This window comes from Aeromonas sp. QDB20, assembly GCF_027707805.1.
GTDB classification, from domain to species: Bacteria; Pseudomonadota; Gammaproteobacteria; order Enterobacterales; family Aeromonadaceae; genus Aeromonas; species Aeromonas dhakensis.
Map to the genome: position 1 here is coordinate 40,422 of NZ_JAPCJC010000002.1, position 26,601 is coordinate 67,022.

The window sequence follows — 26,601 nt, forward strand, 5'->3', positions numbered from 1 at the left end:
AGAGACATGTTTCAGATTCTACATTTTGAAAAGCCCATCCCCTTCATGCGCTTTGCCAAGCCGGGTGTGGTCTTCTCTACCCTGCTGATGGTGATCTCCCTGTTCTTCCTGTTCGATCGGGGTCTGAACTGGGGTCTGGACTTCACCGGCGGCACCACCATCGAGGTGGGCTTCCAGCAGTCGGTGAGCCTGGAGAAGATGCACGAGGTGCTGGACGAGCAGAAGATTGAAGGGGCGACCCTGCAACACTTCGGCTCCAGCCGTGACGTGCTGGTGCGCCTGACCCCGAAAGAGGGGGTCAAGGTGGAGCAGCAGGGCAACGAGGTGCTGGCGGCCGCCAAGGTGATCGATCAGGGCGCCGTGCTCAAGCGCGTGGAGTTCGTCGGCCCCTCCGTGGGTGACGAGCTGGCGACGGACGGTGCGCTGGCCATGCTGGCCTCCATCATCTGTATCCTGATCTACGTGGCGGTACGCTTCGAATGGCGTCTGGCCATGGGCGGCATCCTCTCCCTGGTGCACGACGTGGTGATCACCCTGGGCGTCTTCGCCTACTTCCAGTACGAGTTCGACCTGACCGTGCTGGCGGCCTTGATGACGCTCGTGGGTTACTCCTTGAACGACACCATCGTAGTGTTCGACCGCCTGCGGGAGAACTTTCGCAAGGTGCGCAAGGGGGATACCGAGTACATCCTGGATCTCTCCATGACCGAGACCCTGAGCCGGACCATCATCACCTCCGGCCTGACCTTCGTGGTGGTGGTGGCGCTGCTGCTCAAGGGCGGTCCACTGATCCACGGCTTCTCGGTGGCCATGGTGATCGGTGTGGCGTTTGGTACCTACTCCTCCATCTATGTGGCGAGCTCGTTCGCCATGTTCTTCGGGGTCAAGCGGGAGCACATGCTGCCGACCCAGGTGGAGAAAGAGGGGGCGGATCAGCAAGAGATCCTGCCGTAAATGACAAGGGCGCCACGAGGCGCCCTTTCTCTTATCATCCGGGTGAGTCATTATGACGGTTTCACCCACGGCCATTGGCCAAGAGGCAAGGAGCAAGCCATGCAACACAATCCCCGTTTTCTGGCGCTGGTAGAGGCCATTCGCCCCCATGTGCAGGAGACCGACGTGCACCAGATCAAGCGCTGGCAGGAGGAGGGGCGCACCTTTCACCTGGTCGACGTGCGGGAAGAGAGCGAGTGGGCCAGGGGCCATCTGCCGGGCGCGACCTACCTCGGGCGCGGGGTGATCGAGCGGGATATCGAGACCCATTATCCGGATCCCGACACCGAGCTCTATCTCTATTGTGGTGGCGGTTTTCGCTCCATTCTGGTGGCGGAGAACCTGCAGAAGATGGGCTATGGCCGGGTGGTCAGCGTGGATGGTGGCTTTCGGGGCTGGTGTGATGCCGGATACCCTGTCGAATCCTGATTTATTTGAGGGAGAGAGGCTCAGCCACATGACAAAGTGTCGGCTGACCTTTACCATATGCCGGGTCAAGCGTAAGCGTCGGAGTGTTCATTGAACGTCAGGAAAGGGATTGGATACCTCCTTGGTATCCTGTTGCTGCTCCCCATGTGGGGTTGCAGCAGTAGCAGTCAGGTTCAAACGCCTCAAGTTCCCAAGCCGCAACCCGCTTCACTGGTATTGGCGACCCCCCTGCAGGTCTCTTACCAGAGCGAGTTGGCGTTGGCGCGACTCGGGCAGATGCTCAGTGAGATGGAATTGACCACCGAGCAACGGGCCGAACTGTTTTATGAGCGTGCTGTCGTGTTTGACCGGGTAGGCTTGCGCTCTCTGGCGCGGCTGGATTTCAACCGTGCCCTGCGGGAGAAGCCGGATTTCGCCGAAGCCTACAACTTCATCGGCGTCTATCTGGTGCAACAGCAGAATTATGACGAGGCCTACGAGGCATTTGATTCCGCCCTCGAGCTGGCTCCCGATTATGACTATGCCTATCTGAACCGTGGTATTGCGCTCTATTACGGCAATCGCCCCGAGCTGGCTGCGGCCGATATGAAGCGCTTCTACGAGGCGCAGCCGGAAGATCCCTACCGGGTGATCTGGCTCTATCTGGCCGAGCAGAAGCTCAATGCGCCGGCCGCCATGAGCCGGATGCGCGAGCGGCTCAACAAGTATGACGACGACGCCTGGAACTGGGATCTGGTGCGTCTCTATACCGGCGAACTCAACGCTACCCAGTTGATGGGCAACGTGGTGAAAGGGGTGAAGGACAACCGGGAGCTCGCCGAGCGCCTGTGTGAAACCTACTTCTACCTCGGCAAGTTCGAGCTGGCCAGGGGCAATCGCAAGGAGGCCATCAGCTACTTCAAGCTGGCGCTGGCCAACAACGTGTATGACTTCATCGAGCACAGATATGCCCTGCTCGAGCTGGAGCTGATGGCGCGCAAACCCCTGCCGCCCGGCGCCCAGAGTGCCCAGGGCAAGAGCAGCAAGCAGGCATCCTGAGCTTGCTGACTGTCACCGCTTTGAACGATATGGAAAAGGCCTCATAGCGAGGCCTTTTTGCTGTTTGGGTGTCAGGTTTTACGGCGCCATTGCATAGAGTGACCACCGTGCCCGCCCGCCAGTAAGGGCGCAATTACTGCGCCAGCATCATGCCGGGGATTTGGCGCCAGTAGCCGTTGCAGTCCCGCTCCTGCTGCAGGGGCAGGGGGGCCTGACCCCGTTCGTTGGCCTTGAAGCGATCCAGCATCGTCAGGGTATCCAACCCCTCGGGGGAGAGCCGTACCACATCCACCAAACCCTCCATGCCGGCCAGATCGTTGCCCAAGTTGTAGCAGTAACCGGACTGGGTCTGGATGCCGTTGAGGTTGAACACCTTCTGCCCCTCGCGACTGCTGGCGAGCCGGCCGGTGGGGTAGTCGATGCAGGCCAGTTCACAGTTGTCCTTGGGCCGATCGAGTGAACGGGCGGTGAAGCAGCGCGCCGAATAGGCGAGCGGCAGGTGGCCGTAGGCGAACACCTCCACCTCGAACTGCTGGCGGGCGCGGCCGAGATCCTGATTGAGCTGCACCAGCCAGTCGCGCGACAGCTCCACCGGCATCACCCAGCGCTGCATCCCCTGTTTGAGCAGCATGCGCAGCACGTCGGCGTTGTAGGCGTTGATGGCGGGACCGCAGACGAACGGCAACCCGGCCTCGCTGGCGAGCTGGACCGCGCCCAGATCGTTGGCCTCGATCATCAGCTCGCCGTTGTCGACCAGCCGTTTGACCTCCTTGAGCTCGGAGGGGGCGGAGATGAGAGCCAGGGTGGAGAGCACCGCCTGCTTGCCCGAGCTGGCCACCTGGCGGGCGAGGGCAATCCAGTCATCCGCTTTCAGTTCGCGGCGCTTGCTGCAGACGGTTTCCCCCAGATAGACGATGTCGGCCTGGCTTTGGGCGGCCGCCTGATAGAAGCCATGGGTGTCGGCCTTGGGCCAGTAGAAGAGCAGGGGGCCGAGAGAGAATTTCATGAACAGGGCTCCTTATTGCCACTGGCGATGATAGGCACCGAGGGTGGTCTGGCTCCCCTCGGAGACGCGGGCGAGCTGGGCATCCCACTCGGCCTTGACCTGATAGGCTTCGGGGTTGGCCTGATAGGCGTCGATGGCGGCGCGCCAGACCCGGGTCACCTGCTCCACGTAGGCGGGGCTGCGCTGGCGCCCCTCGATCTTGACCGACTGGATGCCGGTCTGGAACAGCTCGGGCAACAGGCCCAGGGTGTTGAGGCTGGTGGGCTCCTCCAGCGCGTGGTAGGTCTGACCGTCTACCTCGAAGCGCCCCTTGCACAGGGTTGGGTAGCCGGCGTTCTCCCCCGGGCCGTAACGGTCGATGAGCACTTCGTTGAGGCGAGACTCGAGGCCGCTTGGGGTCTCCTCCCAGCGCACGAACTTGGCCGGTGAACAGGCACCGACGGTGTTGGGGCTCTCGCCGGTCATGTAGGAGGAGAGGTAGCAGCGCCCCTCCGCCATGATGCAGAGGCTGCCGAAGGCGAAGACTTCGAGGCCGACGTCGGTCTCGCGGGCCAGCTGTTTCACCTGGTGCATGGAGAGCACGCGAGGCAGTACCACTCGTCCGACGTTGAAGTGCTGCTGGTAGAAGCGGATGGCGGCGGCGTTGGTGGCGCTGGCCTGCACCGAGACGTGCAGCTCCAGATCCGGGTAGCGGCGGCTGGCATAATCGAGCACGGCGAGATCGGCGATGATCAGGGCATCGGCACCCAGTGCGGCGCCCTTGTCCACCGCCTGCTGCCAGCGGGCATCGGAGCCCGGGTGGGCGAAGGTGTTGATGGCGATGTGCAGCTTGCGGCCATGTTGATGCACGTAGTCGACCGCTTTCTCCAGCTTGCTGTCGGTAAAGTTGAGCCCGGCGAAATGGCGGGCGTTGGTGTCATCCTTGAAGCCGATATAGACGGCATCGGCCCCGTTATCCACGGCTGTTTTCAGTGCCGGCAGACTGCCTGCCGGACAGAGTAATTCCATCGGTACGCTCCGAGAGGGCAAAAATGCAAAAAAGTGGCCCGATTGTATTCACCGGCGTCCTTCCACTTTTTGACCTGAGGCAGCTTTGTGTGGCTTTACCCTTCTTGAGGTAAGTGGGCACAAGTTTGATTTCCAACAGGATCATGGCGCTGACCCTGTGTTTGAATGCGCAAAAAACTGGGAGTTCATCGTGTTCAAACAACTGCAACATCGCCTGGTCGAACAGGCCCCCCGCTTCTTGCGCCATCCCCTCAAGCTGGTGCCCTTTGCCCTGCAACAGCATTTGATGGAGCGCCTGCTGGCCAGCGTCTTCAAGGAGGCCATCGCCGATGGCGACTTTGCATTTCTGGCCGGCAAGTGGCTCAAGGTCGAGGTATCGGATCTCGAGCTCTGCTGGTTCATCAGCGAGCAGGAGGGCAAGCTGGTGGTGGCCCGTCACTGTGAACAGGCCGATGTCTGCTTCAGCGGCAGCAGCAACGATCTCATCTTGATTGCCGGTCGCAAGGAAGACCCCGACTCCCTCTTCTTCCAGCGCAAGCTGAAGATTGAAGGAAATACTGAGCTGGGACTGGAGGTAAAAAACCTGATGGACAGCCTGGATCTGGACGGGTTGCCGAGCCTGGTGCGCTATCCGCTGATGGATCTCGCCAGCTTTATCGAGCAGGCCAGGGCCAGCTCAGCGCAAGAGGCGCATTCTGCGCCGGCGGGTGGGGTGGCGTCTCAGCTGTGAGGCTAGCCCCTCGGCATGATGGCGATAGTGGTTGCGGGCCCACAGGCAGCGCAGGGCCCAGAGGCAGGGCAGCAGCGCCAGCAGGGCACCGGCGCCTTGCTGGCGTGACAGCAGCAGCCCCAGCACCAGCCAGAGGAAAGGTTGGGCCTCGTAGAACCACTCCGGCTGCAGCCAGACCTTGTTTGGGAAGATGACCAGATCGGTGCGCCGATAGCTGGAGCGCATCATCCAGCTGGCGGCCCCAGCGACAAACAGCAGGCCCCCCGCCAGCCAGAGCAGCGGGGAGTGGCTGAGTGCGATGATACCGATGGCTGCCAGCAGATAGCAGGCCGGCAGCTTCTCATAAAGCCAGCGCGGGCACATGTGGTCTCCCCTCTTTCACCTTCCCATCCTCCAAGTTTAGCCCGCCCTTGTGCCCGCCTCATGCCGCTTTGTTCTACAAACCGGCGCGATAGTTGTGAAATGGAGCGCCATTTACGGTGCCAAAATAGCGATTGGCTATGTTACAATTGCGCGCCATTTTTGACTGAAGATTGACTGGGCATGTTGGATCAGATTCGTATCGTGTTGGTAAACACCTCTCACACCGGCAACATGGGGTCTGCGGCACGCGCCATGAAGACCATGGGCTTGAGTCAGATGGTGCTGGTTGATCCGCAAGCCCTGCCCGATGGCAATGCCAATGCATTGGCTGCCGGTGCCAGCGACATCCTGGCCAATGCCCGTGTCGTGGCGACGCTGGATGAAGCCATCGCCGATTGCGGCCTGGTGATCGGTACCAGTGCCCGTTCCCGCACCCTGAGCTGGCCCATGCTGGATCCCCGCGAAGCGGGCGAGAAGTTGGTGGCTGAAGGTATGCAGCATCCGGTGGCGCTGGTGTTTGGCCGTGAACGTACCGGCCTCACCAACGACGAGCTGCAAAAGTGCCACTACCACGTGGCCATCCCGGCCAATCCCGAGTACAGCTCCCTCAATCTGGCCATGGCGGTGCAGACCCTCTGTTATGAGGTGCGCATGCACTGGCTGCAGCAGCAAGAGCAAGCAGGCGACAGCGGGATGGCAGTGGAGTATCCCAGTGCCGATCAACTGGAAGGTTTTTATCAGCATCTGGAACAGACGCTGCTCAAGACCGGCTTCATCACCGATGACCACCCGGGGCAGGTGATGAACAAGTTGCGTCGCCTGTTCAACCGGGCACGTCCGGAGGCGGTGGAACTCAACATTCTGCGCGGCATTCTGACCTCGGTGCAAAAACCCAGGCCGCAGGATTAAACCCGACTGAATTACTCAACCATATACTTGACTGATTTAGTCGGGTATGTGACCATATGCCCATATTGATTGGTTCGCAAGACGGTAAGGCATATGAGACTGACCTCAAAAGGACGTTACGCTGTGACTGCCATGCTCGACGTGGCGTTGCATGCAGAGCAGGGGCCCGTGCCCCTGGCTGATATTTCAGAGCGCCAGGGCATCTCCTTGTCCTATCTGGAGCAACTGTTTGCCCGCCTGCGCAAGCATGGCCTGGTAAGCAGCGTGCGTGGCCCCGGTGGCGGCTATCGCCTCGGTCTGGCCCCGAATGCCATCTCGGTCGGTCAGGTGATCACCGCGGTGGATGAATCGGTGGATGCCACCAAGTGCCTCGGCAAGGGCGGCTGCCACGGCGGCACCCAGTGTCTTACTCACTCCTTGTGGCGTGACCTGAGCGAGCGAATCTCCAGCTTCCTGGGGGATATCACCCTGGCCGAGCTGGTTGATCAGGCGGATGTGCGCCGTATTGCCGGCAAGCAAGACGAACAGATGAAAACCGTGTTGTCCCTGGTTGATCGGGCAGAACGCGGCGATGTGAGCTTGAAAGTCCAACTATAAACAAACGTGCTTTCCACAGCCGGTCGATGTATGACCCAGGCTGTAACGGAGAAAAACATGAAACTGCCTATTTACCTTGATTATTCGGCAACCTGTCCGGTGGACCCGCGTGTCGCAGAAAAAATGATGCAGTGTCTCACCATGGATGGCCTGTTCGGCAATCCAGCTTCCCGTTCCCACCGTTTCGGCTGGCAAGCCGAAGAGGCGGTCGACCTGGCCCGTAATCAAGTGGCAGAGCTGATCGGTGCCGACCCGCGCGAGATCGTCTTCACCTCCGGCGCCACCGAGTCCAACAACCTGGCCATCAAGGGCGTCGCCCACTTCTACGCCGGCAAGGGCAAGCACATCGTTACCTCCAAGACCGAGCACAAGGCGGTACTGGATACCTGCCGCCAGCTGGAGCGCGAAGGCTATGAGGTAACCTACCTCGAACCGATGCCCAACGGCCTGTTCACTCTGGAGCAGATCGAAGGCGCCCTGCGCGATGACACCATTCTGGTCAGCATCATGCACGTCAACAACGAGATCGGCGTGGTGCAGAACATCGCCGCTATCGGCGAGCTGTGCCGCTCCCGCAAGATCCTGCTGCACGTGGATGCGGTACAGAGCGTGGGCAAGATCCCGGTCGACGTGGAAGCGCTCAAGGTTGACCTGCTCTCCATGTCCGCCCACAAGGTATACGGCCCGAAAGGCATTGGTGCCCTCTACGTGCGTCGCAAGCCCCGTGTGCGCCTGGAAGCCCAGATGCACGGTGGCGGCCACGAGCGCGGCATGCGTTCCGGCACCCTGCCGACTCACCAGATCGTCGGCATGGGCGAAGCCTTCCGCATCGCCAAAGAAGAGATGGCGAGCGAGGGTGAGCGCATCATGGCCCTGCGTCAGCGTCTGTGGGACGGCATCAAGGATATCGAAGAGGTCTACATCAACGGTGACCTGGAACAGCGTGTACCGGGCAACCTCAACGTCAGCTTCGCCTATGTGGAAGGGGAATCCCTGATCATGGCGCTCAAGGATCTGGCGGTCTCTTCCGGTTCTGCCTGTACCTCGGCCAGCCTGGAGCCCTCCTACGTGCTGCGCGCCCTGGGCCTGAACGACGAGCTGGCGCACAGCTCCATCCGTTTCAGCATGGGTCGCTTCACCACCGAAGAAGAGATTGATTACGCAATCAAGCTTATCCGTGACTCCATCGGTCGTCTGCGCGAGATGTCTCCCCTGTGGGAGATGTACAAGGACGGCGTCGATCTGAACACGGTCGAATGGGCTCATCACTGATCCTTGCCAAGAGAGCAAGTGTTTGGTGAACAACGGAATTAGCAGGAGTTAGATATGGCTTACAGTGAAAAAGTAATCGACCACTACGAGAACCCACGTAACGTAGGCGGCTTCGACAAGAACGATCCCAGCATCGCTACCGGCATGGTCGGTGCGCCGGCCTGTGGTGACGTGATGAAGCTGCAGCTGAAGATCAGCGACGACGGCATCATCGAAGATGCCAAGTTCAAGACCTATGGTTGTGGCTCCGCCATCGCCTCCAGCTCCTTGGTGACCGAGTGGGTCAAGGGCAAGACCCTGGACGAAGCAGCCGGCATCAAGAACACCGACATCGCCGAAGAGCTGGCGCTGCCGCCGGTGAAGATCCACTGCTCCATTCTGGCCGAGGATGCCATCAAGGCCGCCATCGCCGATTACAAGCAGAAGAAAGGTCTCTAAGGTCAGGAGCGCAGTATGGCCATTACCATGACAGATGCCGCAGCGGCACGGGTTTCTTCTTTTCTGGCCAACCGGGGCAAGGGCATCGGCCTGCGCCTCGGCGTCAAGACCACCGGCTGTTCCGGTCTTGCCTACGTGCTCGAATTTGTCGACGAGCTGGCGGATGAAGATCAGGTATTCGAGCTGGACGGCGTCAAGATCATCGTCGATGCCAAGAGCCTGATCCACCTGGATGGTACCCAGCTGGACTTCGTCAAGGAGGGCCTCAACGAGGGCTTCCAGTTCAACAACCCCAACGCCAAGGGTGAGTGTGGTTGCGGCGAAAGCTTCAGTGTCTGAGATGTTTGCTACACCTGATTGCGCATGTGTTGAACCGGCCGGCCACGGCCAGTTCAACCACGCCGTCCCGTTTGCCGAGGGCGAGCAGGACGGCGGTCGCATCAGGTTCTAAGAGGTCTGCATGAATCATTTCGAGCTGTTTGGGCTGGTGGAAGGCTTCGAGCTCGATACCCGTCAGTTGGCGGATACCTACCGTCAGTTGCAAACCCAGTTCCATCCCGATCGTTTTGCCACGGCTCCCGAGCGGGAACAGCTGGTCGCGGTGCAACGTGCCGCCCAGATCAACGATGCCTTCACTACCCTCAAGGCGCCCCTGCGCCGAGCCGAGTACCTGCTCTCCCTGCGTGGTACCGATATCCGCGGCGAGCAGCAGACGCTGCAAGATCCCGCTTTCCTGATGCAGCAACTGGAGTGGCGCGAGCGGCTGGCCGATCTGAAAGGCGAAGCCGACCCTGAGCGGGCCATCAAGGATTTTCGCCAGGAGATCAGGCATGATCACCAGCAGTTGATGCAGCAGCTGACCCTGAGCCTCGCCACCGGCGATGATCAGAAGGCCGCTGACTGCGTTCGCAAGCTCAAGTTTGTCGACAAGCTCCTCGAGGAGCTGGAACGATTCGAAGACTCCCTGTTCGAGTCTTGATCCTTTAACGCTGGAAGTTTGATTACCCATGGCATTACTGCAAATCGCCGAGCCCGGCCAGAGCGCCGCACCTCATCAGCACAAGCGTGCCGTCGGCATCGACCTTGGCACCACCAACTCGCTGGTCGCCGCCGTGCGCAGCGGTCAGGCCGACACCCTCTGTGACGAGCAGGGGCGTGATCTGCTGCCCTCCGTCGTGCATTACCAGGCCGATACCATCCGGGTCGGCTTCGATGCCAAGCGCGAGGCAGCCCTCGACCCGCACAACACCATCGTCTCCGCCAAGCGGATGATGGGCAAGGCGCTGGCCGACATCGATACCCGCCAGCAGCCCTACGAATTCGTGGCGGCCGACAACGGTATGCCGCAGCTGCAGACCCGTCAGGGGTTGGTCAACCCGGTGCAGGTCTCGGCCGAGATCCTCAAAAAACTGGCCGAGCGGGGCGCCGCCGCCCTGGGTGGCGATCTCGACGGCGTGGTGATCACAGTGCCCGCCTATTTCGACGACGCCCAGCGCCAGGGCACCAAGGATGCGGCCAGACTGGCCGGTCTGCACGTGCTGCGTCTGCTCAATGAACCGACCGCCGCCGCCATCGCCTATGGCCTCGACTCCGGTCAGGAAGGGGTGATCGCCGTCTATGACCTGGGTGGCGGTACCTTCGACATCTCCATTCTGCGTTTGCATCGCGGGGTGTTTGAGGTGATGGCCACTGGCGGCGACTCGGCCCTCGGTGGCGATGATTTCGACCACCTGCTGGCGGACTGGCTGAAAGAGCAAGCCGGGTTGTCCGGTCAGCTCGATGCCCGTACCCAGCGCGAGTTGCTGGACGCCGCCGCCGCCGTCAAACACGGTCTCACCGATGCCGATGCCGTTGCCTGCGCCTTTGCCGGCTGGCAGGGCACCGTCACCCGCAGCCAGTTTGACCAGCTGATCCAGCCGCTGGTCAAGCGCACCCTGCTGGCCTGTCGCCGCGCCCTGCGCGATGCGGGTCTCGAACAGGAAGAGGTGCTGGAAGTGGTGATGGTCGGCGGCTCCACCCGGGTGCCGCTGGTGCGCGAGCTGGTGGGGGAGTTCTTCCAACGTACGCCACTGACCAGCATCGACCCCGACAAGGTGGTGGCCATCGGTGCCGCCATCCAGGCCGACATCCTGGTGGGCAACAAGCCCGATGCCGAGATGCTGCTGCTGGACGTCATTCCGCTCTCCTTAGGGTTAGAAACCATGGGGGGCCTCGCCGAGAAGGTGATCCCGCGCAACACCACCATTCCGGTGGCCCGCGCTCAGGAGTTCACCACCTTCAAGGATGGCCAGACTGCGATGGCGATCCACGTGGTGCAGGGCGAGCGCGAGCTGGTGGCGGATTGCCGATCCTTGGCCCGCTTCACCCTGACCGGCATTCCGCCCATGGCGGCGGGGGCGGCCCACATTCGCGTCACCTTCCAGGTGGATGCGGACGGTCTGCTGTCGGTCAGCGCCATGGAGAAATCCTCCGGCGTGCAGGCCGAGATCCAGGTCAAGCCCTCCTACGGATTGGGTGAGGATGACATCCTCAACATGCTGAGCGCCTCCATCGCCAATGCCCAGCAGGACATGGACGCCCGCATGCTGGCGGAGCAGCAGGTCGAGGCCGACCGGGTGGTCGAGAGCCTCAACGCCGCGCTGGCCGCCGATGGCGAAGCGCTGTTGAGCGCCGCCGAGCGGGCCGAGCTGGATGCTGCCATCGCCCATCTGCTGACCATGCGCAGCACGGGTACCACCAACCAGATCAAAGAGGCCATCGAGGCGGCGGACGCTGCCAGTGGCGAATTTGCAGCCCGCCGGATGGATGCCTCCATCCGCAAGGTGCTGACCGGACAAAACGTCAACAAGGTGTAATATGCCAAAACTGATTATTCTGCCCCATCCCGAGCTCTGTCCGGACGGCGCGGCCCTCGAAGGCGCGACCGGTGAAACCATTCTGGACATCGCGCTGCGCAACGGCATCGAGATCGAGCACGCCTGCGAGAAGTCCTGCGCCTGCACCACCTGCCACTGTGTGGTGCGGGAAGGGTTCGACTCCCTCGAGCCGAGCGACGAGCTGGAAGATGACATGCTGGACAAGGCGTGGGGACTGGAGCCTGAATCCCGTCTCAGCTGCCAGGCCAGACTGGCGGACGAGGATCTGGTGGTGGAACTGCCCAAGTACACCCTGAATCTGGCGTCTGAGCGCCACTGATGACCTCTTAATTACACATGAGTGAATTGCGCGTGCAGCATCTCGTGGTGCAGTAATGATATGGTGAAGGCCGTGACCCTTGAGGGCGCGGCCTTTTTTGTGCCCGCGATCTCCCTATTCGTTGATGAAAGTGCCAATAAAAAGGAAGCAAGAGAACATGGCTGACATGATGAACGTACGGTTGTCTTCCCAGGCTGCCGCTGCCCACTGGGGCGAGGGTGCCCTGCTCAGTTTCAACGGCGACGAAGCCCATCTCCATCTGGGCCGCGGCGGCCAGGAGAAGGAGGCGCTGCGCGCCATCCAGCGTGGGGCCAGACGCCTCGAGTCGAGCGGCATCAAGCGCGTCAAGCTGGTGGGTGAGGGCTGGGATCGGGAGCGTCGCTACGCCTTCGCCCAGGGCTTTTACGCTGCCAAGGGCGTGCGCGAGCTCGACTTTGGTGAGCAGTCAGCGCAGGAGGCTCGTGAGCTGGAAGCCCTGCTCAAGGCGGCTCGCTGGGTGCGCGAGGTGACCAACGGCTGCCCGCAGGAGATCTATCCCATGAGCCTGGCGGAGTCCGCCCTGCTGCTCATTCGCAGCCTCGCCGGTGACAAGGTGACCGCCCGCATTACCGCCGGGGAGGCACTGCAGGAGGCCGGTCACATCGGGATCTGGTCGGTGGGCCGTGGCAGCGAGCGCGAGCCCGTGCTGCTCGAGCTCGACTACAACCCGACCGGGGATGCCAACGCTCCCGTGCTGGCGGCCCTGGTGGGCAAGGGGATCACCTTCGATTCCGGTGGCTACTCCATGAAGTCCTCCGACAACATGCTGCCGATGAAATCCGACATGGGTGGCGCCGCCATGGTGACCGGCGCGCTGGCGCTGGCCATCAGCCGCGGCCTCGACAAACGGGTCAAGCTGATCCTCTGCTGCGCCGAGAACCTGGTCTCCGGCCACGCCTTCAAGCTCGGCGACATCCTCACCTATCGCAACGGCATCTCGGTCGAGATCCAGAACACCGACGCGGAAGGCCGTCTGGTGCTGGCCGATGGCCTGCTGGCCGCCAGCGAAAGCGGGGCAGCCTATATCCTCGACGCCGCTACCCTGACCGGCGCCGCCAAGACTGCGCTGGGTCGCGACTACAACGCCGTGTTCGCCCTTGATGAGGTCGAGCAGGTGCGTGCGCTGGCGGCCGCCAAAGCCGAAAACGAGCAGGCCTGGGCGCTGCCGCTGGAGCCCTGGCACGCGGGCCAGCTCACCTCTGCCTTTGCCGAGCTGGGCAACGTGGCATCCGCCGAAGGGACCGCCGGCGCCACCACGGCAGCCGCCTTCTTGTCGCGCTTCGTGCGTGATGAAGGCAAGGGCTGGGTACACCTGGACTTGGCCGCCTCCTATCAAAAATCGGGTAACGATCTGTGGGCGACCGGTGCCAAGGGCCACGGTCTGCGCACGATTGCCCGCTGGTTGCAGGAGGTGGGCGCATGAACGTCTGGTTGAGCCGAGAATTTGCGCCGGCCGAGTGGGGGGAGGGGGCGCTGCTCTCTCACCGCGCCGATGGCATGGTGATCCATCTGGTGACCGCCACCCCCTTGCTGGACATCCAGCAGGCGGCGCGGCGCCTGTGCAGCCAGGGGATCCAGAAGGTGGTGCTGGCCGGTCACTGGGAGCGCGAGCAGCAATGGGCCTTTGCCCAGGGGCTGCAGACACCCAAGGCGGAAGTGGCGCTGCAGTGGGCCACCTCGTCCGAGGAGGACAGGGAGGAGCTGGAAGCGCGCTGGCTGTGCGGGCGCTGGGTGCGAGAGATGACCAATGCCACCCCCGAGCAGCTGGGACCGCTGGAGCTGGCGGTCGAAGCTGCCGCCTTCCTCACCGAGCTGGCCCCCGACAAGATCAGCCATCGCATCCTCAAAGGGGAGGCGCTGCAACAGGCGGGCTGGGTCGGTCTCTACCAGGTCGGTCGTGGCAGCGAGCGCGAGCCCGTGATGCTGGAGCTGGACTTCAATCCAGGTCGGGATCCCAAGGCCCCGGTGGCCGCGGCCCTGGTGGGCAAGGGGATCACCTTTGACTCCGGCGGCTACTCCATGAAGACCTCCCAGGGCATGCTCACCATGAAGCACGACATGGGGGGCGCCGCCATCGTCACCGGCGCGCTGGCGCTGGCCATCCTGCGCGGCCTCGACAAGCGGGTGAAGCTTATCCTCTGCTGCGCCGAGAACCTGGTCTCGGGTCACGCCTACAAGCTGGGTGACATCCTCACCTACAAGAACGGTACCACGGTGGAGATAGTCAACACCGACGCCGAGGGGCGCCTGGTGCTGGCCGACGGTCTGCAACTGGCCGGCGAATCCGGCGCGCCGCTGGTCATCGACGCCGCCACCCTGACCGGGGCGGCTGTGATGGCGCTGGGTGGACGCTACAATGCGCTGTTTGGCCTCGACAAGGGGCTGGTGAGCCGCGCCATGGCCTATGCGGATGCCGAGCAGGAGCCTGCCTGGCCGCTGCCGCTGGAGCCCTGGCACAGCCAGCAGTGTCCGTCCCACTATGCTGACACTGCCAACAGCCGCCCCGTGCCGGGCGGTGGCCCGGGCGGCGCCTCCAATGCGGCCGGATTCCTCTCCCGCTTCGTGGGCAACGAAGGGCGAGGCTGGTTGCACGTGGATCTCGCTGCCTGCTTCAGCGACAACGGCGACAATCTGTGGGCTCCGGGGGCCAATACCCTGGGGATGCGCACCATCGCCCACACCCTGCTGGCGGAAACCCGCTGAGAGAACCACATCAAGGGCACCTGCGGGTGCCCTTTCCCATATTGCAGAAGATGGGCAATAGCCAATGTTTCAGGGGGTTAGCATGGTGATCGTGCGCAAGCGCACATTTTTTCCTGCCGGCCTGGGCCAAGATGAGTGGTGATGTTGTTTTAGGGATGGAATTGTTTAATAAAAAGTTGCTTTTCTGTGTGTTATTTCGGTTTTTGTTTACGTATAATCGCCGCCGAACATGGATTCTAACAATAAATCTCTGTAGTTAAGGAAAGATCTCAATGGCCATCGAACGTACCTTCTCCATCATCAAGCCGGACGCCGTCAGCAAGAACCTGATCGGTGCCATCTACAACCGTTTCGAGAGCGCTGGCCTGAAAGTCATCGCCGCCAAGATGCTGCACATGAGCAGCGAACAAGCCGCCGGTTTCTACGCCGAGCACCAGGGCAAGCCTTTCTATGACGGTCTGGTCAGCTTCATGACCTCCGGCCCCGTCATGATCCAGGTGCTGGAAGGCGAAGAAGCCATCCGTCGTCACCGTGAAATCATGGGCGCCACCAACCCGAAAGAGGCCCTGGCCGGCACCCTGCGCGCCTGCTACGCCGAGAGCATCGATCGCAACGCCGTGCACGGCTCCGATGCGCCGGCCTCTGCCGCTCGTGAAATCGCCTACTTCTTCTCTGACGCCGAGATCTGCCCGCGCGGTTGATTTTCGTCAGCAGAATCTCAAGGGAGCCTCGGCTCCCTTTTGTTTTTTGGTCATTCGGTCAATATCCCCTTATTCTCCAGGTGGAAAGCCGGACCCATAATTTGTACAATGCCGCCCCCTGACGTAGGTCAGCCGATAATTTATGAAGTGTGTGAGCTGAGGCCCTTGATGAGCGAAACAAAAACCAACCTGCTGGATCTCGATCGGGATGCCATGCGTGCCTTCTTCGTCGAACTGGGCGAGAAGCCGTTCCGGGCAGATCAGGTAATGAAGTGGATTTATCACTTTGGTTGTGATGATTTCGATCAGATGAACAACGTCAACAAGGTGCTGCGCGAGCGTCTCAAGGAGATCGCCGAGATCCGGGCGCCGGAAGTGAGCCGAGAACAGCGCTCCTCCGACGGTACCATCAAGTGGGCGCTGCAGGTCGGCGGCCAGGAGGTGGAGACCGTCTACATCCCCGAGGACGATCGGGCGACCCTGTGTGTCTCCTCCCAGGTGGGCTGCGCCCTGGAGTGCAAGTTCTGCTCCACCGCCCAGCAGGGCTTCAACCGCAACCTGAAAGTCTCCGAGATCATCGGTCAGGTGTGGCGCGCCGCCAAGATCGTCGGCGGCAAGCGTCCCATCACCAACGTGGTGATGATGGGCATGGGCGAGCCGCTGCTCAACCTCGCCAACGTGGTGCCGGCCATGCGCCTGATGATGGATGACTACGGCTACGGCATCTCCAAGCGCCGGGTCACCATCTCCACCTCCGGCGTGGTGCCGGCGCTGGACATGCTGGGCGACCAGATCGACGTGGCGCTGGCCATCTCCCTGCACGCTCCCAACGACAAACTGCGCTCCGAGATCATGCCGATCAACGACAAGTACAACATCGAAGCCTTCCTGGCCGGTGTGCGTCGCTACCTCGGCAAGTCCAACGCCAACGGCGGCCGGGTCACGGTGGAGTATGTGCTGCTCGATCACATCAATGACGACATGCAGCATGCCCACGAACTGGCCAAGGTGCTCAAGGACACCCCGAGCAAGATCAACCTGATCCCGTTCAACCCCTTCCCGGGCAACCCTTACGGCAAGCCGAGCAACAGTCGCATTGACCGTTTCTCCAAGGTTCTGATGGAGTACGGCTTCACCGTCATTGTCCGCAAGACCCGTGGTGACGACATCGATGCGGCCTGCGGTCAGCTGGTGGGGGAGGTGATCGATCGCACCAAGCGCACCATGAAAAATCGGATGCAACAGGATGGGATTTCCGTCAAAATGGTTTAACTTGCTAAGCCATTGTATAGTCAGGGAATGGATACACGTACATTGATCGTAGTGGCAGCGCTCTGTGCGCTGCCAGGCTGTGTTACCGAGACCACTTACGCTGGCCAGAATTCCACCCAGCGTGAGGTCGGTCCCGACCTCAAGGCGGCAGCCCAGACCCGTCTGGATTTGGGCATCCAGTATCTGCAGCAGGGCAACGCCGAGCAGGCCAAGTTCAACCTTGATCGCGCCCTCCAGTACGACGCCGCCAATCCTCAGGTTTACATCGGTTTTGCCTACTTCTACCAGCAGGTGCAAGATTACAAGGCAGCCGAAGCCAGTTACCAGAAAGCCCTTGCCGTGGATCCGTCCAATGCTGACGCGATGAACAACTATGGCGCCTTCCTTTGCAATCGCGGTCGTTTCGACGAGGCTGAGAAAGCCTTCCTGCAGGCCGTCAGCCAGCCGAACTACATCAAGATCGCCGATACCTATGAAAACGCGGCACTTTGCGCCGCGCAAAATCGCAGAAATGATAAAGCAAGCGAGTACTATCGCTTGGCCTTGGGGTATAATCCCCGCAATCCAAGGTTATTGCTGGACATGGCGGAGCTTTCCATGAAAGATGGCAAGCTGCCTGATGTGCAGGCCTATCTCGCCCGTTTTGCCGATGTATCGGACGAGAACGAGAACAGTCTCTGGTTGAGATTGCGGCTGGCGCAGGCCATGGACAAACCGGCACTACTTCACCAATTCGGGACTGAGCTGGTAAGGCAATATCCCACTTCGCAACAAGCCAAGCGTTACTTAGCCAATGACTACTGAACAGCCACACGATTTCCAAGACGACTCCCAGGCAGTTGGCCCAGGCCAGCTGCTGCGCAACGCCCGTGAACAGCTCGGCTGGACGCGAGAACAGGTTGCGTCCCGCATTCACCTTCGTCTGACCCTGATTGCCGCGATTGAATCGGATACGTATGACAAACATACCTCCCATACCTTCATCCGCGGCTATCTGCGTACCTATGCCAAGCTGGTCGGTATTCCGGAAGAGACCATCCTCGCCGCTTATGACAAGCTGGGCCTGACACCGCCCGACAACATCGACATGCAGAGCTTCTCTCGTCGCTCCCGTCAGCAGGCCAACGACAGCCGCCTCAAGGTTGTCACCTGGCTGGTGATCCTGGTGCTGATCGCCCTCTCCGTCGTCTGGTGGTGGCAGAGCACGGCGCGTCGCTCCGCCGGTGACGAGGCCCTGGCCGCGACCGAAATGGGCGCAGCCCGCAACCCCAATACGCCGAGCGCCACTCCGGCCGTCGATGTTGCCGAGCCGGTACTGGCTCCTGCCGCTTCCGCCGCCGCAGACGCTGCCGTAACCCCGGTGGTGAGCGATGCCGCTGCGACCACTCTGCCGGCGGATGCCAGCAGCGCCGTGGCGACCACCACTGCCGAGACGTCTGCCGCTGCCGCCACGCAACCGGCTGACGACACCGCCGCGAGCGAGCCTGCCAAGGTGCCCCAGCTCAAGATGAGCTTCACCGCCGACTGCTGGCTGGACGTCAAGGATGCCAATGGCAAGACCCTGTTCAGCGGCCTCAAGAAGGCCAATGACGAACTGGTACTGGAAGGACCCGAGCCGCTCAAATTCATCATTGGTGCGCCCATGGCCATCAATATCGAATACAAGGGCAAGTCCATCGACATGAGCCGTTACAACAACGGCCGGACTGCTCGCCTCTCACTGCCGCAGGAGTAATCTGTCCGCCATGTCCGCTCACGAATCTCCCATCATTCGTCGTAAATCCAGGCAGATCATGGTCGGCAACGTACCGGTCGGGGGCGATGCCCCCATCACGGTACAGACCATGACCAACACCAAGACCACGGACGTGGCCGCCACCGTCGAGCAGATCCAGCGGATCGAGCGGGTCGGTGCCGACATCGTCCGGGTCTCCGTCCCCACCATGGAGGCGGCGGAAGCGTTCAAGCTCATCAAGCAGCAGACCCGCATCCCCATCGTGGCCGACATCCACTTCGACTACCGCATCGCCCTGAAAGTGGCCGAATACGGCGCCGATTGCCTGCGCATCAACCCGGGCAACATCGGCAACGAGGAGCGGGTGCGCGCCGTGGTCGACTGCGCCCGCCACTACAACATCCCGATCCGCATCGGCGTCAACGGCGGCTCGCTGGAACGGGACATCCAGGAAAAATATGGCGAACCCACCCCCGAGGCGCTGCTCGAATCAGCCATGCGCCATGTGGATTATCTGGATCGCCTGAACTTCGACAACTTCAAGGTGAGCGTCAAGGCTTCCGACGTCTTCCTGGCGGTTGGCGCCTATCGCCTGCTGGCCAAGCAGATCGAGCAGCCGCTGCACCTGGGCATCACAGAAGCGGGCGGTTTTCGCGCCGGCGCGGTGAAGTCTGCCATCGGTCTGGGCATGCTGCTGAGCGAAGGCATCGGCGACACCCTGCGCATCTCGCTGGCGGCCGATCCGGTGGAAGAGATCAAGGTGGGCTTCGATATCCTCAAGTCCCTGCGCATCCGTTCCCGCGGCATCAACTTCATCGCCTGTCCCTCCTGCTCCCGCCAGGAGTTCGACGTCATCGGCACCGTCAATGCGCTGGAAGAGCGGCTCGAAGACATCATCACTCCGATGGATGTCTCCATCATCGGCTGCGTGGTTAACGGTCCGGGGGAGGCGCTGGTCTCCGATCTGGGCCTCGCCGGTGCGGCCAACAAGAGCGCCTTCTACGAAGCGGGCCAGCGGGTCGACCGGCTCGACAACAAGGATCTCATCCCGACCCTGGAGCGCCGCATTCGCGCCCGGGCCGCCATGCTGGATCCGGCCAACCAGATCCAGGTGGACGAGGGTTGAGCAACCAAGGGCCACTCAGGGTGGCCCTGTCTTTAGGTTGCTGATTTTACATCCCGCATTGGAATACCCTGATTTTACCTCGGGGTCGAAAATCCCTATAATGCGGCCAAATTTTACCTCTTTTTCTCGAGTATCAACGTGGCAAAACAGATCCAAGCTATTCGCGGTATGAATGATTGCCTGCCGGAGCAGAGCCCGGTATGGCAGAAAGTAGAACAGATCCTGCGCCAGGTCGTGGCCAGCTATGGCTACAGCGAAGTGCGCATGCCGATTGTCGAGCAGACCCATCTGTTCAAGCGCGCCATCGGTGAAGTGACCGACGTGGTCGAAAAAGAGATGTACACCTTTGAAGACCGCAACGGCGACAGCCTGAGCCTGCGTCCGGAAGGGACCGCCAGCTGCGTGCGTGCCGGTATCGAGCACGGTCTGCTTTACAACCAGGAACGCCGGATGTGGTACATGGGCCCCATGTTCCGTCACGAGCGTCCCCAGAAGGGCCGTTATCGCCAGTTCCACCAGTTCGGGGTCGAGTTGTTTGGCATCAACGGGCCGGACATCGATGCCGAGCTCATCATGCTGACTCACCGCCTGTGGCGTCTGTTCGGCATCAGCGAACACGTGACCCTGCAGCTCAACACCCTCGGTCAGAGTGCCGAACGTGCCGCTTACCGCGATGCGCTGGTCGCCTACCTGGAGCAGTACAAGAGCGAGCTGGACGAAGAGAGCCAGCGCCGCATGTACAGCAACCCGCTGCGGGTGCTCGACTCCAAGGACGAGAAGGTACAGGCCATCCTGGTGGGCGCGCCGCGTCTGTTTGATCACCTGGGCGAAGAGAGCCTGGCCCACTTCGAGGGGCTCAAGCGCCTGCTCGAGTCTGCCGGCATCAAGTACGAGGTGAACGAGCGTCTGGTGCGCGGCCTTGACTACTACAACCTCACCGTGTTCGAGTGGGTCACCAACAGCCTGGGTGCTCAGGGCACCGTCTGTGCTGGTGGCCGCTACGACGGCCTGGTGGAGCAGCTGGGCGGTCAGCCGACCCCGGCAGTGGGCTTTGCCATGGGCATGGAGCGTCTGGTGCTGATGCTGGAAACCCTCGAACTCAATGCCGACATCCGCCCGGCGGTGGATGTCTATCTCTGCATGGTGGGTGAGGGCACTGAACAGGCCGGTTTCCAGCTGGCCGAGCGGCTGCGCGATGCCCTGCCTGATTTGCGCCTGATGAGCCACTGCGGCGGCGGCAACTTCAAGAAACAACTCAAGCGTGCCGACAAGAGCGGCGCGGCCATTGCCCTGATCCTTGGCGAGACCGAGGTGCAAAACGGGGAGATCACCATCAAATATCTGCGTGGCCAGGCCGAGCAACAGACCGTCACGGTCGACGCCGCCATTGCCCTGCTGGCAGCGAAAGGAGAGTAAGCTGTGGAAGTTTATACCACCGAAGAACAACAGGTTGAGGTCATCAAGAACTGGTGGAAAGAGAACGGAACCTCGGTGATCGCAGGAACTGTTATCGGTCTGGTTGGACTCTTTGGCTGGCGCTACTACAACGAGCATCAGCAGACCACCCAGGAAGCCGCCTCCCAGGCTTACAACGAGATGAGCGCCCAGCTGGCCAAGGGTGACGCGGCCGGCTTCGAGCAGGCACAAAGCTTCATCAGCGCCCACAAGGGCGACTCCTACGCCGAGCTGGCGGCGCTGCAACTGGCGGCGGCCGCGGTCAAGGCGGACAAGCTGGATCTGGCTGCCGAGCAGCTGACCCAGGTGGCTACCAGTGGTGACGAGAGCATTCGTCCTATCGCCGCACTGCGTCTGGCCCGGGTGCTGAACGATCAGGGCAAGGCCGATGAAGCGCTGGCCCAGCTTGGCAAGATCAACAACGACGCCTTCAAGGCCCAGGTGGCCGAAGTGCGCGGCGACATCCTGCAAAAGCAGGGCAAGAGCGAAGAGGCTCGCGATGCCTATCAGGCGGCGGCCGATGCCGGCGGTCTGCAGAGCAGCGCCGAGCTCAAGCTGAAGATGGACGATCTGGCGTTGCCAGCGGTGACCACGGGTGAGGCTCCGGATGCGTAATCTGTTCAAGATGGTGGCGTTGGGGGCTGCGGTCTCCTTCGCCCTGCAGGGCTGCTCCCTGTTCAGTTCGGAAGAGGATCTCAACCCCATGGCCCCGCTGCCCAAGGTCGAGTCCGCGTTCACGGCCGATACCGCCTGGTCCTCCTCGGTGGGTGACGGCATCGGTGACTTCTACTCCCAGCTCAAGCCGGTGGTGGAAGAGGAGCGCATCTATGCGGCGGCCCGCGACGGTGATGTCACCGCCTTTGACCGCGAAAGCGGCAAGGAGCTGTGGAGCGTCGATCTGGCGGATCTGCCAATCAACGCCGACAAGCGTAGCGCCCGCCTCTCCGGTGGCCTGGTCTCCCGCTACGGCAAGCTGTTCCTGGGCTCCGAGAACGGGGTGGTCTACGCCCTGAACGAAGAGAACGGGGAAGTGCTGTGGCAGACCACGGTACCGGGTGAAGTGGTGGCGAGCCCCGCCGTCGAGGATGGCCGGGTGGTGGTACTGACCACCTCGGGTCGCCTGGTGGCGCTTGATACCGACGAGGGCAAGCTGCAGTGGACCCTGGCGGAAGAGCAGCCGCCGCTGACCCTGCGCAGCGCCGGTGCCCCCATCATCACCAACGGCGCCGTGCTGTACGGCCGCGCCGATGGCAAGGTGGGCATCGCCCTGCTGAGCAACGGCCAGCCGGTGCGCCAGTCCAAGGTGGCCGACCCGCGCGGCGCCACCGAGCTCGACCGCATGGTGGACGTGGATGCCACGCCGCTCATCGCCGGCGATGAGCTCTATGCCATCGCGTATAATGGCCAGTTGATGGCGCGCAAGCTGATGAGCGGAGACGAAGTGTGGAAGCGCAAGTATTCCGGCTACCGCGACATGGCGGTGACCGGCAATGCCATCGTGCTGACCGACAGCCGCAGCCATCTGTTTGCGGTCGACCGTCGCAACGGTCTCGAGCTGTGGTCCAACACCCAGCTGGAAAACCGCACCGTGACCGCCCCCGTCATCATGGGTGACTATGTGGTGGTCGGCGATGTGGAAGGTTACCTGTATTGGCTGGATCGGACCGACGGGTCCATCAAGGCCATGCAGCAGCTCGACAGCAGTGGTCTGTACGCCGCCCCCCTGGTGGACGGTGACACCCTGTATGTGCAGAGCCGTGGCGGCAAGCTGTACGCTGTCAAGCGTCCCTGATCGCCCGATAATGTGAATATCCGGCTCCTGGTCTTCGGACCCGGAGCCTTTGTCGTCTTGAGAATGAGGCTTTTATGACTCCTGTAGTAGCCCTGGTGGGCCGCCCCAACGTGGGGAAATCCACCCTGTTTAACCGCCTGACCCGTACCCGGGACGCCCTGGTGGCCGACTTCCCCGGTCTGACCCGGGATCGCAAATATGGCCAGGCGAAGCTGGGCGAGCTGGAATTTATCGTGGTGGATACCGGTGGTATCGACGGCACCGAAGAGGGGATCGAGCTGAAGATGGCCGAGCAGTCCCTGCTGGCCATCGAAGAGGCCGATGTGGTGCTGTTCATGGTGGATGCCCGCGCCGGTCTGACCGCGGCGGATCAGGCCATCGCCGAGCACCTGCGCAAGACCCACAAGAAGGTGTTTCTGGTGGCCAACAAGACCGACGGCATCGACGGCGACTCCGCCGTCTCCGAGTTCTACGGTCTGGCCCTGGGCGAGGTCTACCAGATGGCGGCCGCCCACGGTCGCGGCGTATTGAGCCTGCTCGAGCTGGCACTGGCCCCCCATCTGGAGACCCTGGTCGAAGCCGCCGGCGAAGAAGCCGAGCTGGATGAAGAAGAGGAAGACTTCGACGAAGAGGCCCTGCTGCGCATGGTGGCTGCCGGTGAACTCGACACCAAGGAGGACACAAAGGAGACCCCGTTCGCCGACCTGCCAATCAAGTTCGCCATCGTCGGTCGTCCCAACGTCGGCAAGTCGACCCTGACCAACCGCATGCTGGGTGAAGATCGGGTCATCGTCTATGACATGCCGGGCACCACCCGCGACTCCGTCTACATCCCGATGGAACGCGACGAGCAGAAGTACGTCATCATCGACACCGCCGGCGTGCGTCGTCGCGGCAAGGTGCACGAGACGGTGGAGAAGTTCTCCGTCATCAAGACCCTCAAGGCGATTGAAGATGCCAACGTCTGCCTGCTGGTGATCGACGCCCAGGAGACCATCACCGATCAGGATCTCAGCATCCTCGGTTTCGTGCTCAACACCGGCCGCTCCGTGGTGCTGGTAGTGAACAAGTGGGACGGTCTGGATCAGAAGGTGAAAGAGGACGTCAAGAACGAGCTCGATCGTCGTCTGGGCTTCATCGACTTCGCCCGCGTGCACTTCATCTCCGCCCTGCACGGCAGCGGCGTCGGCCACCTGTTCGAATCCATCCAGGAGGCCTACCAGTCCGCCACCCGCCGTACCAGCACCGCCATGCTGACCCGCATCATGCAGATGGCGCAGGAAGACCACCAGCCGCCCATGGTGAACGGTCGCCGGGTCAAGCTGAAGTACGCCCACGCCGGTGGCTACAACCCGCCGCGCATCGTGATCCACGGCAACCAGCTCAACGACCTGCCGGACTCCTACAAGCGCTACCTCATCAACTACTTCCGCAAGTCGTTGAAGATCATGGGGACGCCGGTTCGAGTCGAGTTCCAGGAGTCGGTCAACCCGTTCGAGGGCAAGAAGAACACCCTGACCCTGAGCCAGGAGCGCCAGCGCAAGCGCCTGCTCAAGGCCAAAGCCAAGAAATAAGGCCCAGCGGCTGCCCTCACCGGCAGTCGCTTTTCTAGTGGTCTATTGAAGGGGAGGGGAATGTGCAGTGGGGTCGCCCAGTACACATTCACTTTGCAAGGAGTCAACCATGAGTCAACTTGTCTGCCCTGCCTGCCAGGGCGAGCTGGACAGCCGCAGCCGCGAGACTACCTGTGGTCAGTGCCAGGCCCGTTACCAGATCCGGGCGCTCTGCCCGACCTGCCGGCAGGAGCTGGAGCGGCTCAAGGCCTGCGGCGCGGTGGATTACTTCTGCAACCACTGCAACAGCCTGGTGTCGAAGCGGGCAGTGCTCTTCGAGGTGAGCCCGCTGACGGAAAATTGAGGCAATAAAAAACCCGGCTAATGCCGGGTTTATGCTGTGTGCTCTGCTATCAGCAAGGTGAAGGAGCGGTTTCGGCGCCATATCTTGCGTTTGATCTCGTTGAGCTTGAGCTTGCGTCTGGGGCTCCAGCCGCACCTTGTCTTCTTGACCAGTGTCGTTCTTCTGCGAGCTCGCATCTTGGTCTCCTCCCATGGGGTGGCCATCCCGGCCTTGGGTGATGATGGGAGCCTATCTGAAAGTGCTGTCATCCGAGTGCAAGTGGATGAAATGGCGCGATAAAAACAGATTCGGATAGGCTCCGGTGTGGTCGGATGGTAACAGAGAAACCACCCGAAAAACAAACCTGTCAACAGGGATCAGCGCAGGGTGATCTGCTTGACCACTTCGGCAATGACGGTGGGACGTTCGGCGCTGGTCGGCTCGCTGCTGTCATCCTCATCCAGCTCTTCGCGGCGATGGGCCTTCTGCTGCTCGTTGTCGAGCCAGAGCAGGCTCTGGTAGTACTGGCGCACGTTGTTGACGTAGTTGCGCGCCTCGCCGCCGCGGGCATAGCCGTAGCGCACCTTGCGGTGCCAGCGCGACTGCTGCAGCAGCGGCAGCACTTCTTTTACGTCGCTCCAGGCGTCCGGATTCTTGCCGAGCTCCTTGGTCAGGCGGCGGGCATCCATCATGTGGCCGTAGCCGATGTTGTAGGCGGTGAGGGCAAACCACACCTTCTCGTCATCGGGCACCGAGGCGGGCACCTTCGCCATCATCTGCTCGAGATAACGGGCGCCCCCCTTGATGCTCTCCTCCGGGTGCAGCCGGTTGTTGACCCCCATCGCCTTGGCGGTGGGCTCGGTCAGCATCATCATGCCACGCACCCCTGTGTAGGAGCGGGCCTCCGGATCCCAGTGGGACTCCTGATAGCTGATGGCGGCCAGCAGGCGCCAGTCCACCAGGTTGGCGTGGGTCTTGAACAGATCCTGGTACTTGGGCAGCAGACTCTTGGCCCGCTGCAGGAAGGTGCGGGTGTCGACGAAGTCGAAATTCTGCACGTGGCCAAAGTACTTCTCGTCGAGCTTGGCGATGGCGCCATCCATGAAGAGCTGGCCGAAGAAGTCGATGATGCTGGCGTAGAGGCTGTCGTCCGGCAGCTTGGTCATGGCCCAGGCCACGGTCTGGTTCTTGGCCAGCGTCATCCCCTCGGTGAGTTCGGGGTAGTAGCGCTGGGTACGGGCCAGCACGGTATCCTGCACTACCGTGTAGTCAATCTTGCCGTCGGCCACCTGCTTGAGCAGCTCCTCCACGTCGGCGTCCCGGTTGGTGCTCCACTTGAGGTTGGGGTGCTGCTTGGCCAGCTCCTTGAGCAGATCCTCCCCGGTGGAGCCGGCAGGCACCACTATGTTGCCCTTGAGATCGCCGATGTCCCTGGGCTTGGGGGAGCCGTTGCGATAGACCAGCTTGGGCGAGACCTGGTAGAAGCCGGGGCCGAAGCGAAACAGCTGGCGCCGCTCCGGGGTGATGACGATGGCGGCCGCGGCCAGATCGAGCTTGCCCTTCTTGAGCAGGTCCACCAGCTCGGCGGTGGAGTAGACAGGCACTATGGTCAGCTTGACCCCCAGCCAGTCGGCATAGCTTTTCGCCAGCTCGTAATCGAACCCCTGGGCGGTGTCGTCACGCTGGTAATAAGAGGTGGGGCCGTAGATGGTGCCAACCCGGATCTCGCCCCGCTGGCGGATCTGCTCCAGCTGGCTGGAGGGGGTGTAGAAGTCGCAACCGACCAGGGTCAGCAGCAACATCAGCCCGATAAACAGTCGAAAAATGCAGCGCAAGTAGGTGAGTACCCTTGTTGAAAAAATCGGCATTTGTCAAAAAAGAGGCACCTTTATACCAGAGAGTGT

Annotated in this window: 29 protein-coding genes; 25 read left to right on the plus strand and 4 right to left on the minus strand. The window is 61.7% G+C overall.

The window, feature by feature from the left end:
- The first annotated feature begins 6 nt into the window (after window positions 1-6).
- The 3 genes from secF (at window position 7) to nlpI (ending at window position 2,460) form a co-directional block, all read left to right on the plus strand.
- A complete protein-coding gene (secF, locus tag PG897_RS02040; protein ID WP_017780047.1) occupies window positions 7-954 on the plus strand; it encodes a protein translocase subunit SecF in 948 nt (315 codons plus the stop codon).
- Between the two features lie 99 nt (window positions 955-1,053).
- The gene (locus PG897_RS02045; RefSeq protein WP_024941368.1) at window positions 1,054-1,422 is read left to right on the plus strand and encodes a rhodanese-like domain-containing protein; all 369 of its coding nucleotides are present in this window, start codon (window positions 1,054-1,056) and stop codon (window positions 1,420-1,422) included.
- Window positions 1,423-1,512: 90 nt separating this feature from the next.
- Window positions 1,513-2,460, plus strand: a complete 948-nt coding sequence (nlpI, locus tag PG897_RS02050) for a lipoprotein NlpI (protein ID WP_005299750.1) — start codon at window positions 1,513-1,515, stop codon at window positions 2,458-2,460.
- A 133-nt stretch (window positions 2,461-2,593) separates the two neighbouring features.
- On the opposite strand, the gene PG897_RS02055 is transcribed toward nlpI, so the two are convergent.
- Window positions 2,594-3,466, minus strand: a complete 873-nt coding sequence (locus PG897_RS02055; protein ID WP_043170951.1) for a U32 family peptidase — start codon at window positions 3,464-3,466, stop codon at window positions 2,594-2,596.
- A gap of 12 nt (window positions 3,467-3,478) precedes the next feature.
- Window positions 3,479-4,474 carry a ubiquinone anaerobic biosynthesis protein UbiU gene (gene ubiU, locus PG897_RS02060; protein ID WP_024941370.1) on the minus strand — a complete coding sequence of 332 codons (996 nt, stop codon included), beginning with the start codon at window positions 4,472-4,474 and terminating at the stop codon, window positions 3,479-3,481.
- 190 nt (window positions 4,475-4,664) lie between these two features.
- Between ubiU and ubiT the strand changes: the two genes are divergently transcribed.
- Window positions 4,665-5,204: a ubiquinone anaerobic biosynthesis accessory factor UbiT gene (gene ubiT, locus PG897_RS02065; protein ID WP_024941371.1), complete on the plus strand. Its 540-nt coding sequence runs from the start codon at window positions 4,665-4,667 to the stop codon at window positions 5,202-5,204.
- Here ubiT and PG897_RS02070 read toward each other — a convergent pair.
- Entirely contained in the window at window positions 5,151-5,567 is a 417-nt protein-coding gene (locus tag PG897_RS02070) for a hypothetical protein (RefSeq protein ID WP_017787219.1), read from the minus strand. The genes ubiT and PG897_RS02070 overlap by 54 nt on opposite strands.
- 180 nt (window positions 5,568-5,747) lie before the next feature.
- Here PG897_RS02070 and trmJ point away from each other — a divergent pair, with 180 nt between their 5' ends.
- From trmJ to PG897_RS22550, 21 genes are all read left to right on the plus strand, one after another.
- Window positions 5,748-6,476, plus strand: a complete 729-nt coding sequence (gene trmJ, locus PG897_RS02075) for a tRNA (cytosine(32)/uridine(32)-2'-O)-methyltransferase TrmJ (RefSeq protein ID WP_017765915.1) — start codon at window positions 5,748-5,750, stop codon at window positions 6,474-6,476.
- A gap of 93 nt (window positions 6,477-6,569) precedes the next feature.
- Window positions 6,570-7,073, plus strand: coding sequence for a Fe-S cluster assembly transcriptional regulator IscR (gene iscR, locus PG897_RS02080; RefSeq protein ID WP_011705634.1), 504 nt, complete (start codon window positions 6,570-6,572; stop codon window positions 7,071-7,073).
- Between the two features lie 57 nt (window positions 7,074-7,130).
- A complete protein-coding gene (locus tag PG897_RS02085; protein ID WP_017781684.1) occupies window positions 7,131-8,345 on the plus strand; it encodes an IscS subfamily cysteine desulfurase in 1,215 nt (404 codons plus the stop codon).
- A gap of 54 nt (window positions 8,346-8,399) precedes the next feature.
- Window positions 8,400-8,783, plus strand: a complete 384-nt coding sequence (gene iscU / locus PG897_RS02090) for a Fe-S cluster assembly scaffold IscU (RefSeq protein WP_005299770.1) — start codon at window positions 8,400-8,402, stop codon at window positions 8,781-8,783.
- Window positions 8,784-8,798: 15 nt separating this feature from the next.
- Entirely contained in the window at window positions 8,799-9,122 is a 324-nt protein-coding gene (gene iscA / locus PG897_RS02095) for an iron-sulfur cluster assembly protein IscA (RefSeq protein WP_270828726.1), read from the plus strand.
- 121 nt (window positions 9,123-9,243) lie between these two features.
- Window positions 9,244-9,762: a co-chaperone HscB gene (hscB, locus tag PG897_RS02100; RefSeq protein WP_024941372.1), complete on the plus strand. Its 519-nt coding sequence runs from the start codon at window positions 9,244-9,246 to the stop codon at window positions 9,760-9,762.
- 28 nt (window positions 9,763-9,790) lie between these two features.
- Entirely contained in the window at window positions 9,791-11,638 is a 1,848-nt protein-coding gene (gene hscA / locus PG897_RS02105) for a Fe-S protein assembly chaperone HscA (RefSeq protein WP_201881752.1), read from the plus strand.
- Between the two features lies 1 nt (window position 11,639).
- On the plus strand, window positions 11,640-11,978 hold the full coding sequence (gene fdx, locus PG897_RS02110) for an ISC system 2Fe-2S type ferredoxin (protein WP_005299781.1): 339 nt from the start codon (window positions 11,640-11,642) through the stop codon (window positions 11,976-11,978).
- Between the two features lie 157 nt (window positions 11,979-12,135).
- A complete protein-coding gene (gene pepB / locus PG897_RS02115) occupies window positions 12,136-13,440 on the plus strand; it encodes an aminopeptidase PepB (protein ID WP_024941374.1) in 1,305 nt (434 codons plus the stop codon).
- Window positions 13,437-14,720 (plus strand): aminopeptidase PepB, encoded by a 1,284-nt coding sequence (gene pepB, locus PG897_RS02120; RefSeq protein ID WP_024941375.1) that lies wholly within the window; start codon window positions 13,437-13,439, stop codon window positions 14,718-14,720. The genes pepB (PG897_RS02115) and pepB (PG897_RS02120) overlap by 4 nt, the downstream gene beginning before the upstream one ends.
- Before the next feature lie 272 nt (window positions 14,721-14,992).
- Window positions 14,993-15,421: a nucleoside-diphosphate kinase gene (gene ndk / locus PG897_RS02125; protein WP_005299787.1), complete on the plus strand. Its 429-nt coding sequence runs from the start codon at window positions 14,993-14,995 to the stop codon at window positions 15,419-15,421.
- A 168-nt stretch (window positions 15,422-15,589) separates the two neighbouring features.
- A complete protein-coding gene (locus PG897_RS02130; RefSeq protein WP_005299790.1) occupies window positions 15,590-16,693 on the plus strand; it encodes a bifunctional tRNA (adenosine(37)-C2)-methyltransferase TrmG/ribosomal RNA large subunit methyltransferase RlmN in 1,104 nt (367 codons plus the stop codon).
- Window positions 16,694-16,705: 12 nt separating this feature from the next.
- Window positions 16,706-17,497: a PilW family type IVa pilus biogenesis/stability lipoprotein TapF gene (gene tapF / locus PG897_RS02135; RefSeq protein ID WP_017765910.1), complete on the plus strand. Its 792-nt coding sequence runs from the start codon at window positions 16,706-16,708 to the stop codon at window positions 17,495-17,497.
- Entirely contained in the window at window positions 17,487-18,428 is a 942-nt protein-coding gene (gene rodZ, locus PG897_RS02140; protein WP_201881756.1) for a cytoskeleton protein RodZ, read from the plus strand. The genes tapF and rodZ overlap by 11 nt, the downstream gene beginning before the upstream one ends.
- Window positions 18,429-18,438: 10 nt before the next feature.
- The gene (gene ispG / locus PG897_RS02145) at window positions 18,439-19,554 is read left to right on the plus strand and encodes a flavodoxin-dependent (E)-4-hydroxy-3-methylbut-2-enyl-diphosphate synthase (RefSeq protein WP_024941377.1); all 1,116 of its coding nucleotides are present in this window, start codon (window positions 18,439-18,441) and stop codon (window positions 19,552-19,554) included.
- Between the two features lie 138 nt (window positions 19,555-19,692).
- Complete coding sequence (gene hisS, locus PG897_RS02150; protein ID WP_017765907.1) at window positions 19,693-20,970, plus strand: histidine--tRNA ligase; 1,278 nt, start codon at window positions 19,693-19,695, stop codon at window positions 20,968-20,970.
- Between the two features lie 3 nt (window positions 20,971-20,973).
- The gene (locus PG897_RS02155) at window positions 20,974-21,624 is read left to right on the plus strand and encodes a YfgM family protein (RefSeq protein ID WP_010634289.1); all 651 of its coding nucleotides are present in this window, start codon (window positions 20,974-20,976) and stop codon (window positions 21,622-21,624) included.
- A complete protein-coding gene (bamB, locus tag PG897_RS02160) occupies window positions 21,617-22,801 on the plus strand; it encodes an outer membrane protein assembly factor BamB (protein ID WP_010634288.1) in 1,185 nt (394 codons plus the stop codon). Before PG897_RS02155 ends, bamB begins: the two co-directional genes overlap by 8 nt.
- 74 nt (window positions 22,802-22,875) lie before the next feature.
- Entirely contained in the window at window positions 22,876-24,375 is a 1,500-nt protein-coding gene (der, locus tag PG897_RS02165) for a ribosome biogenesis GTPase Der (protein ID WP_005299803.1), read from the plus strand.
- A 109-nt stretch (window positions 24,376-24,484) separates the two neighbouring features.
- A complete protein-coding gene (locus PG897_RS02170; RefSeq protein ID WP_010634287.1) occupies window positions 24,485-24,718 on the plus strand; it encodes a zinc ribbon domain-containing protein in 234 nt (77 codons plus the stop codon).
- Window positions 24,719-24,808: 90 nt separating this feature from the next.
- Window positions 24,809-24,997 carry a hypothetical protein gene (locus PG897_RS22550; RefSeq protein WP_024941378.1) on the plus strand — a complete coding sequence of 63 codons (189 nt, stop codon included), beginning with the start codon at window positions 24,809-24,811 and terminating at the stop codon, window positions 24,995-24,997.
- A gap of 77 nt (window positions 24,998-25,074) precedes the next feature.
- Here PG897_RS22550 and mltF read toward each other — a convergent pair whose 3' ends face one another.
- Complete coding sequence (gene mltF, locus PG897_RS02175; RefSeq protein WP_270828727.1) at window positions 25,075-26,565, minus strand: membrane-bound lytic murein transglycosylase MltF; 1,491 nt, start codon at window positions 26,563-26,565, stop codon at window positions 25,075-25,077.
- Window positions 26,566-26,601 lie beyond the last annotated feature (36 nt).

Excerpts from the sequence above, each read along its gene's own strand:
- secF (WP_017780047.1), top strand. The coding sequence starts at position 7 with ATGTTTCAGATTCTACATTTTGAAAAGCCCATCCCCTTCATGCGCTTT.
- PG897_RS02045 (WP_024941368.1), top strand. The coding sequence starts at position 1,054 with ATGCAACACAATCCCCGTTTTCTGGCGCTGGTAGAGGCCATTCGCCCC.
- PG897_RS02055 (WP_043170951.1), bottom strand. The coding sequence starts at position 3,466 with ATGAAATTCTCTCTCGGCCCCCTGCTCTTCTACTGGCCCAAGGCCGAC.
- ubiU (WP_024941370.1), bottom strand. The coding sequence starts at position 4,474 with ATGGAATTACTCTGTCCGGCAGGCAGTCTGCCGGCACTGAAAACAGCC.
- PG897_RS02070 (WP_017787219.1), bottom strand. The coding sequence starts at position 5,567 with ATGTGCCCGCGCTGGCTTTATGAGAAGCTGCCGGCCTGCTATCTGCTG.
- trmJ (WP_017765915.1), top strand. The coding sequence starts at position 5,748 with ATGTTGGATCAGATTCGTATCGTGTTGGTAAACACCTCTCACACCGGC.
- iscR (WP_011705634.1), top strand. The coding sequence starts at position 6,570 with ATGAGACTGACCTCAAAAGGACGTTACGCTGTGACTGCCATGCTCGAC.
- PG897_RS02085 (WP_017781684.1), top strand. The coding sequence starts at position 7,131 with ATGAAACTGCCTATTTACCTTGATTATTCGGCAACCTGTCCGGTGGAC.
- iscU (WP_005299770.1), top strand. The coding sequence starts at position 8,400 with ATGGCTTACAGTGAAAAAGTAATCGACCACTACGAGAACCCACGTAAC.
- iscA (WP_270828726.1), top strand. The coding sequence starts at position 8,799 with ATGGCCATTACCATGACAGATGCCGCAGCGGCACGGGTTTCTTCTTTT.
- hscB (WP_024941372.1), top strand. The coding sequence starts at position 9,244 with ATGAATCATTTCGAGCTGTTTGGGCTGGTGGAAGGCTTCGAGCTCGAT.
- hscA (WP_201881752.1), top strand. The coding sequence starts at position 9,791 with ATGGCATTACTGCAAATCGCCGAGCCCGGCCAGAGCGCCGCACCTCAT.
- fdx (WP_005299781.1), top strand. The coding sequence starts at position 11,640 with ATGCCAAAACTGATTATTCTGCCCCATCCCGAGCTCTGTCCGGACGGC.
- pepB (WP_024941374.1), top strand. The coding sequence starts at position 12,136 with ATGGCTGACATGATGAACGTACGGTTGTCTTCCCAGGCTGCCGCTGCC.
- pepB (WP_024941375.1), top strand. The coding sequence starts at position 13,437 with ATGAACGTCTGGTTGAGCCGAGAATTTGCGCCGGCCGAGTGGGGGGAG.
- ndk (WP_005299787.1), top strand. The coding sequence starts at position 14,993 with ATGGCCATCGAACGTACCTTCTCCATCATCAAGCCGGACGCCGTCAGC.
- PG897_RS02130 (WP_005299790.1), top strand. The coding sequence starts at position 15,590 with ATGAGCGAAACAAAAACCAACCTGCTGGATCTCGATCGGGATGCCATG.
- rodZ (WP_201881756.1), top strand. The coding sequence starts at position 17,487 with ATGACTACTGAACAGCCACACGATTTCCAAGACGACTCCCAGGCAGTT.
- ispG (WP_024941377.1), top strand. The coding sequence starts at position 18,439 with ATGTCCGCTCACGAATCTCCCATCATTCGTCGTAAATCCAGGCAGATC.
- bamB (WP_010634288.1), top strand. The coding sequence starts at position 21,617 with ATGCGTAATCTGTTCAAGATGGTGGCGTTGGGGGCTGCGGTCTCCTTC.
- der (WP_005299803.1), top strand. The coding sequence starts at position 22,876 with ATGACTCCTGTAGTAGCCCTGGTGGGCCGCCCCAACGTGGGGAAATCC.
- PG897_RS02170 (WP_010634287.1), top strand. The coding sequence starts at position 24,485 with ATGAGTCAACTTGTCTGCCCTGCCTGCCAGGGCGAGCTGGACAGCCGC.
- mltF (WP_270828727.1), bottom strand. The coding sequence starts at position 26,565 with ATGCCGATTTTTTCAACAAGGGTACTCACCTACTTGCGCTGCATTTTT.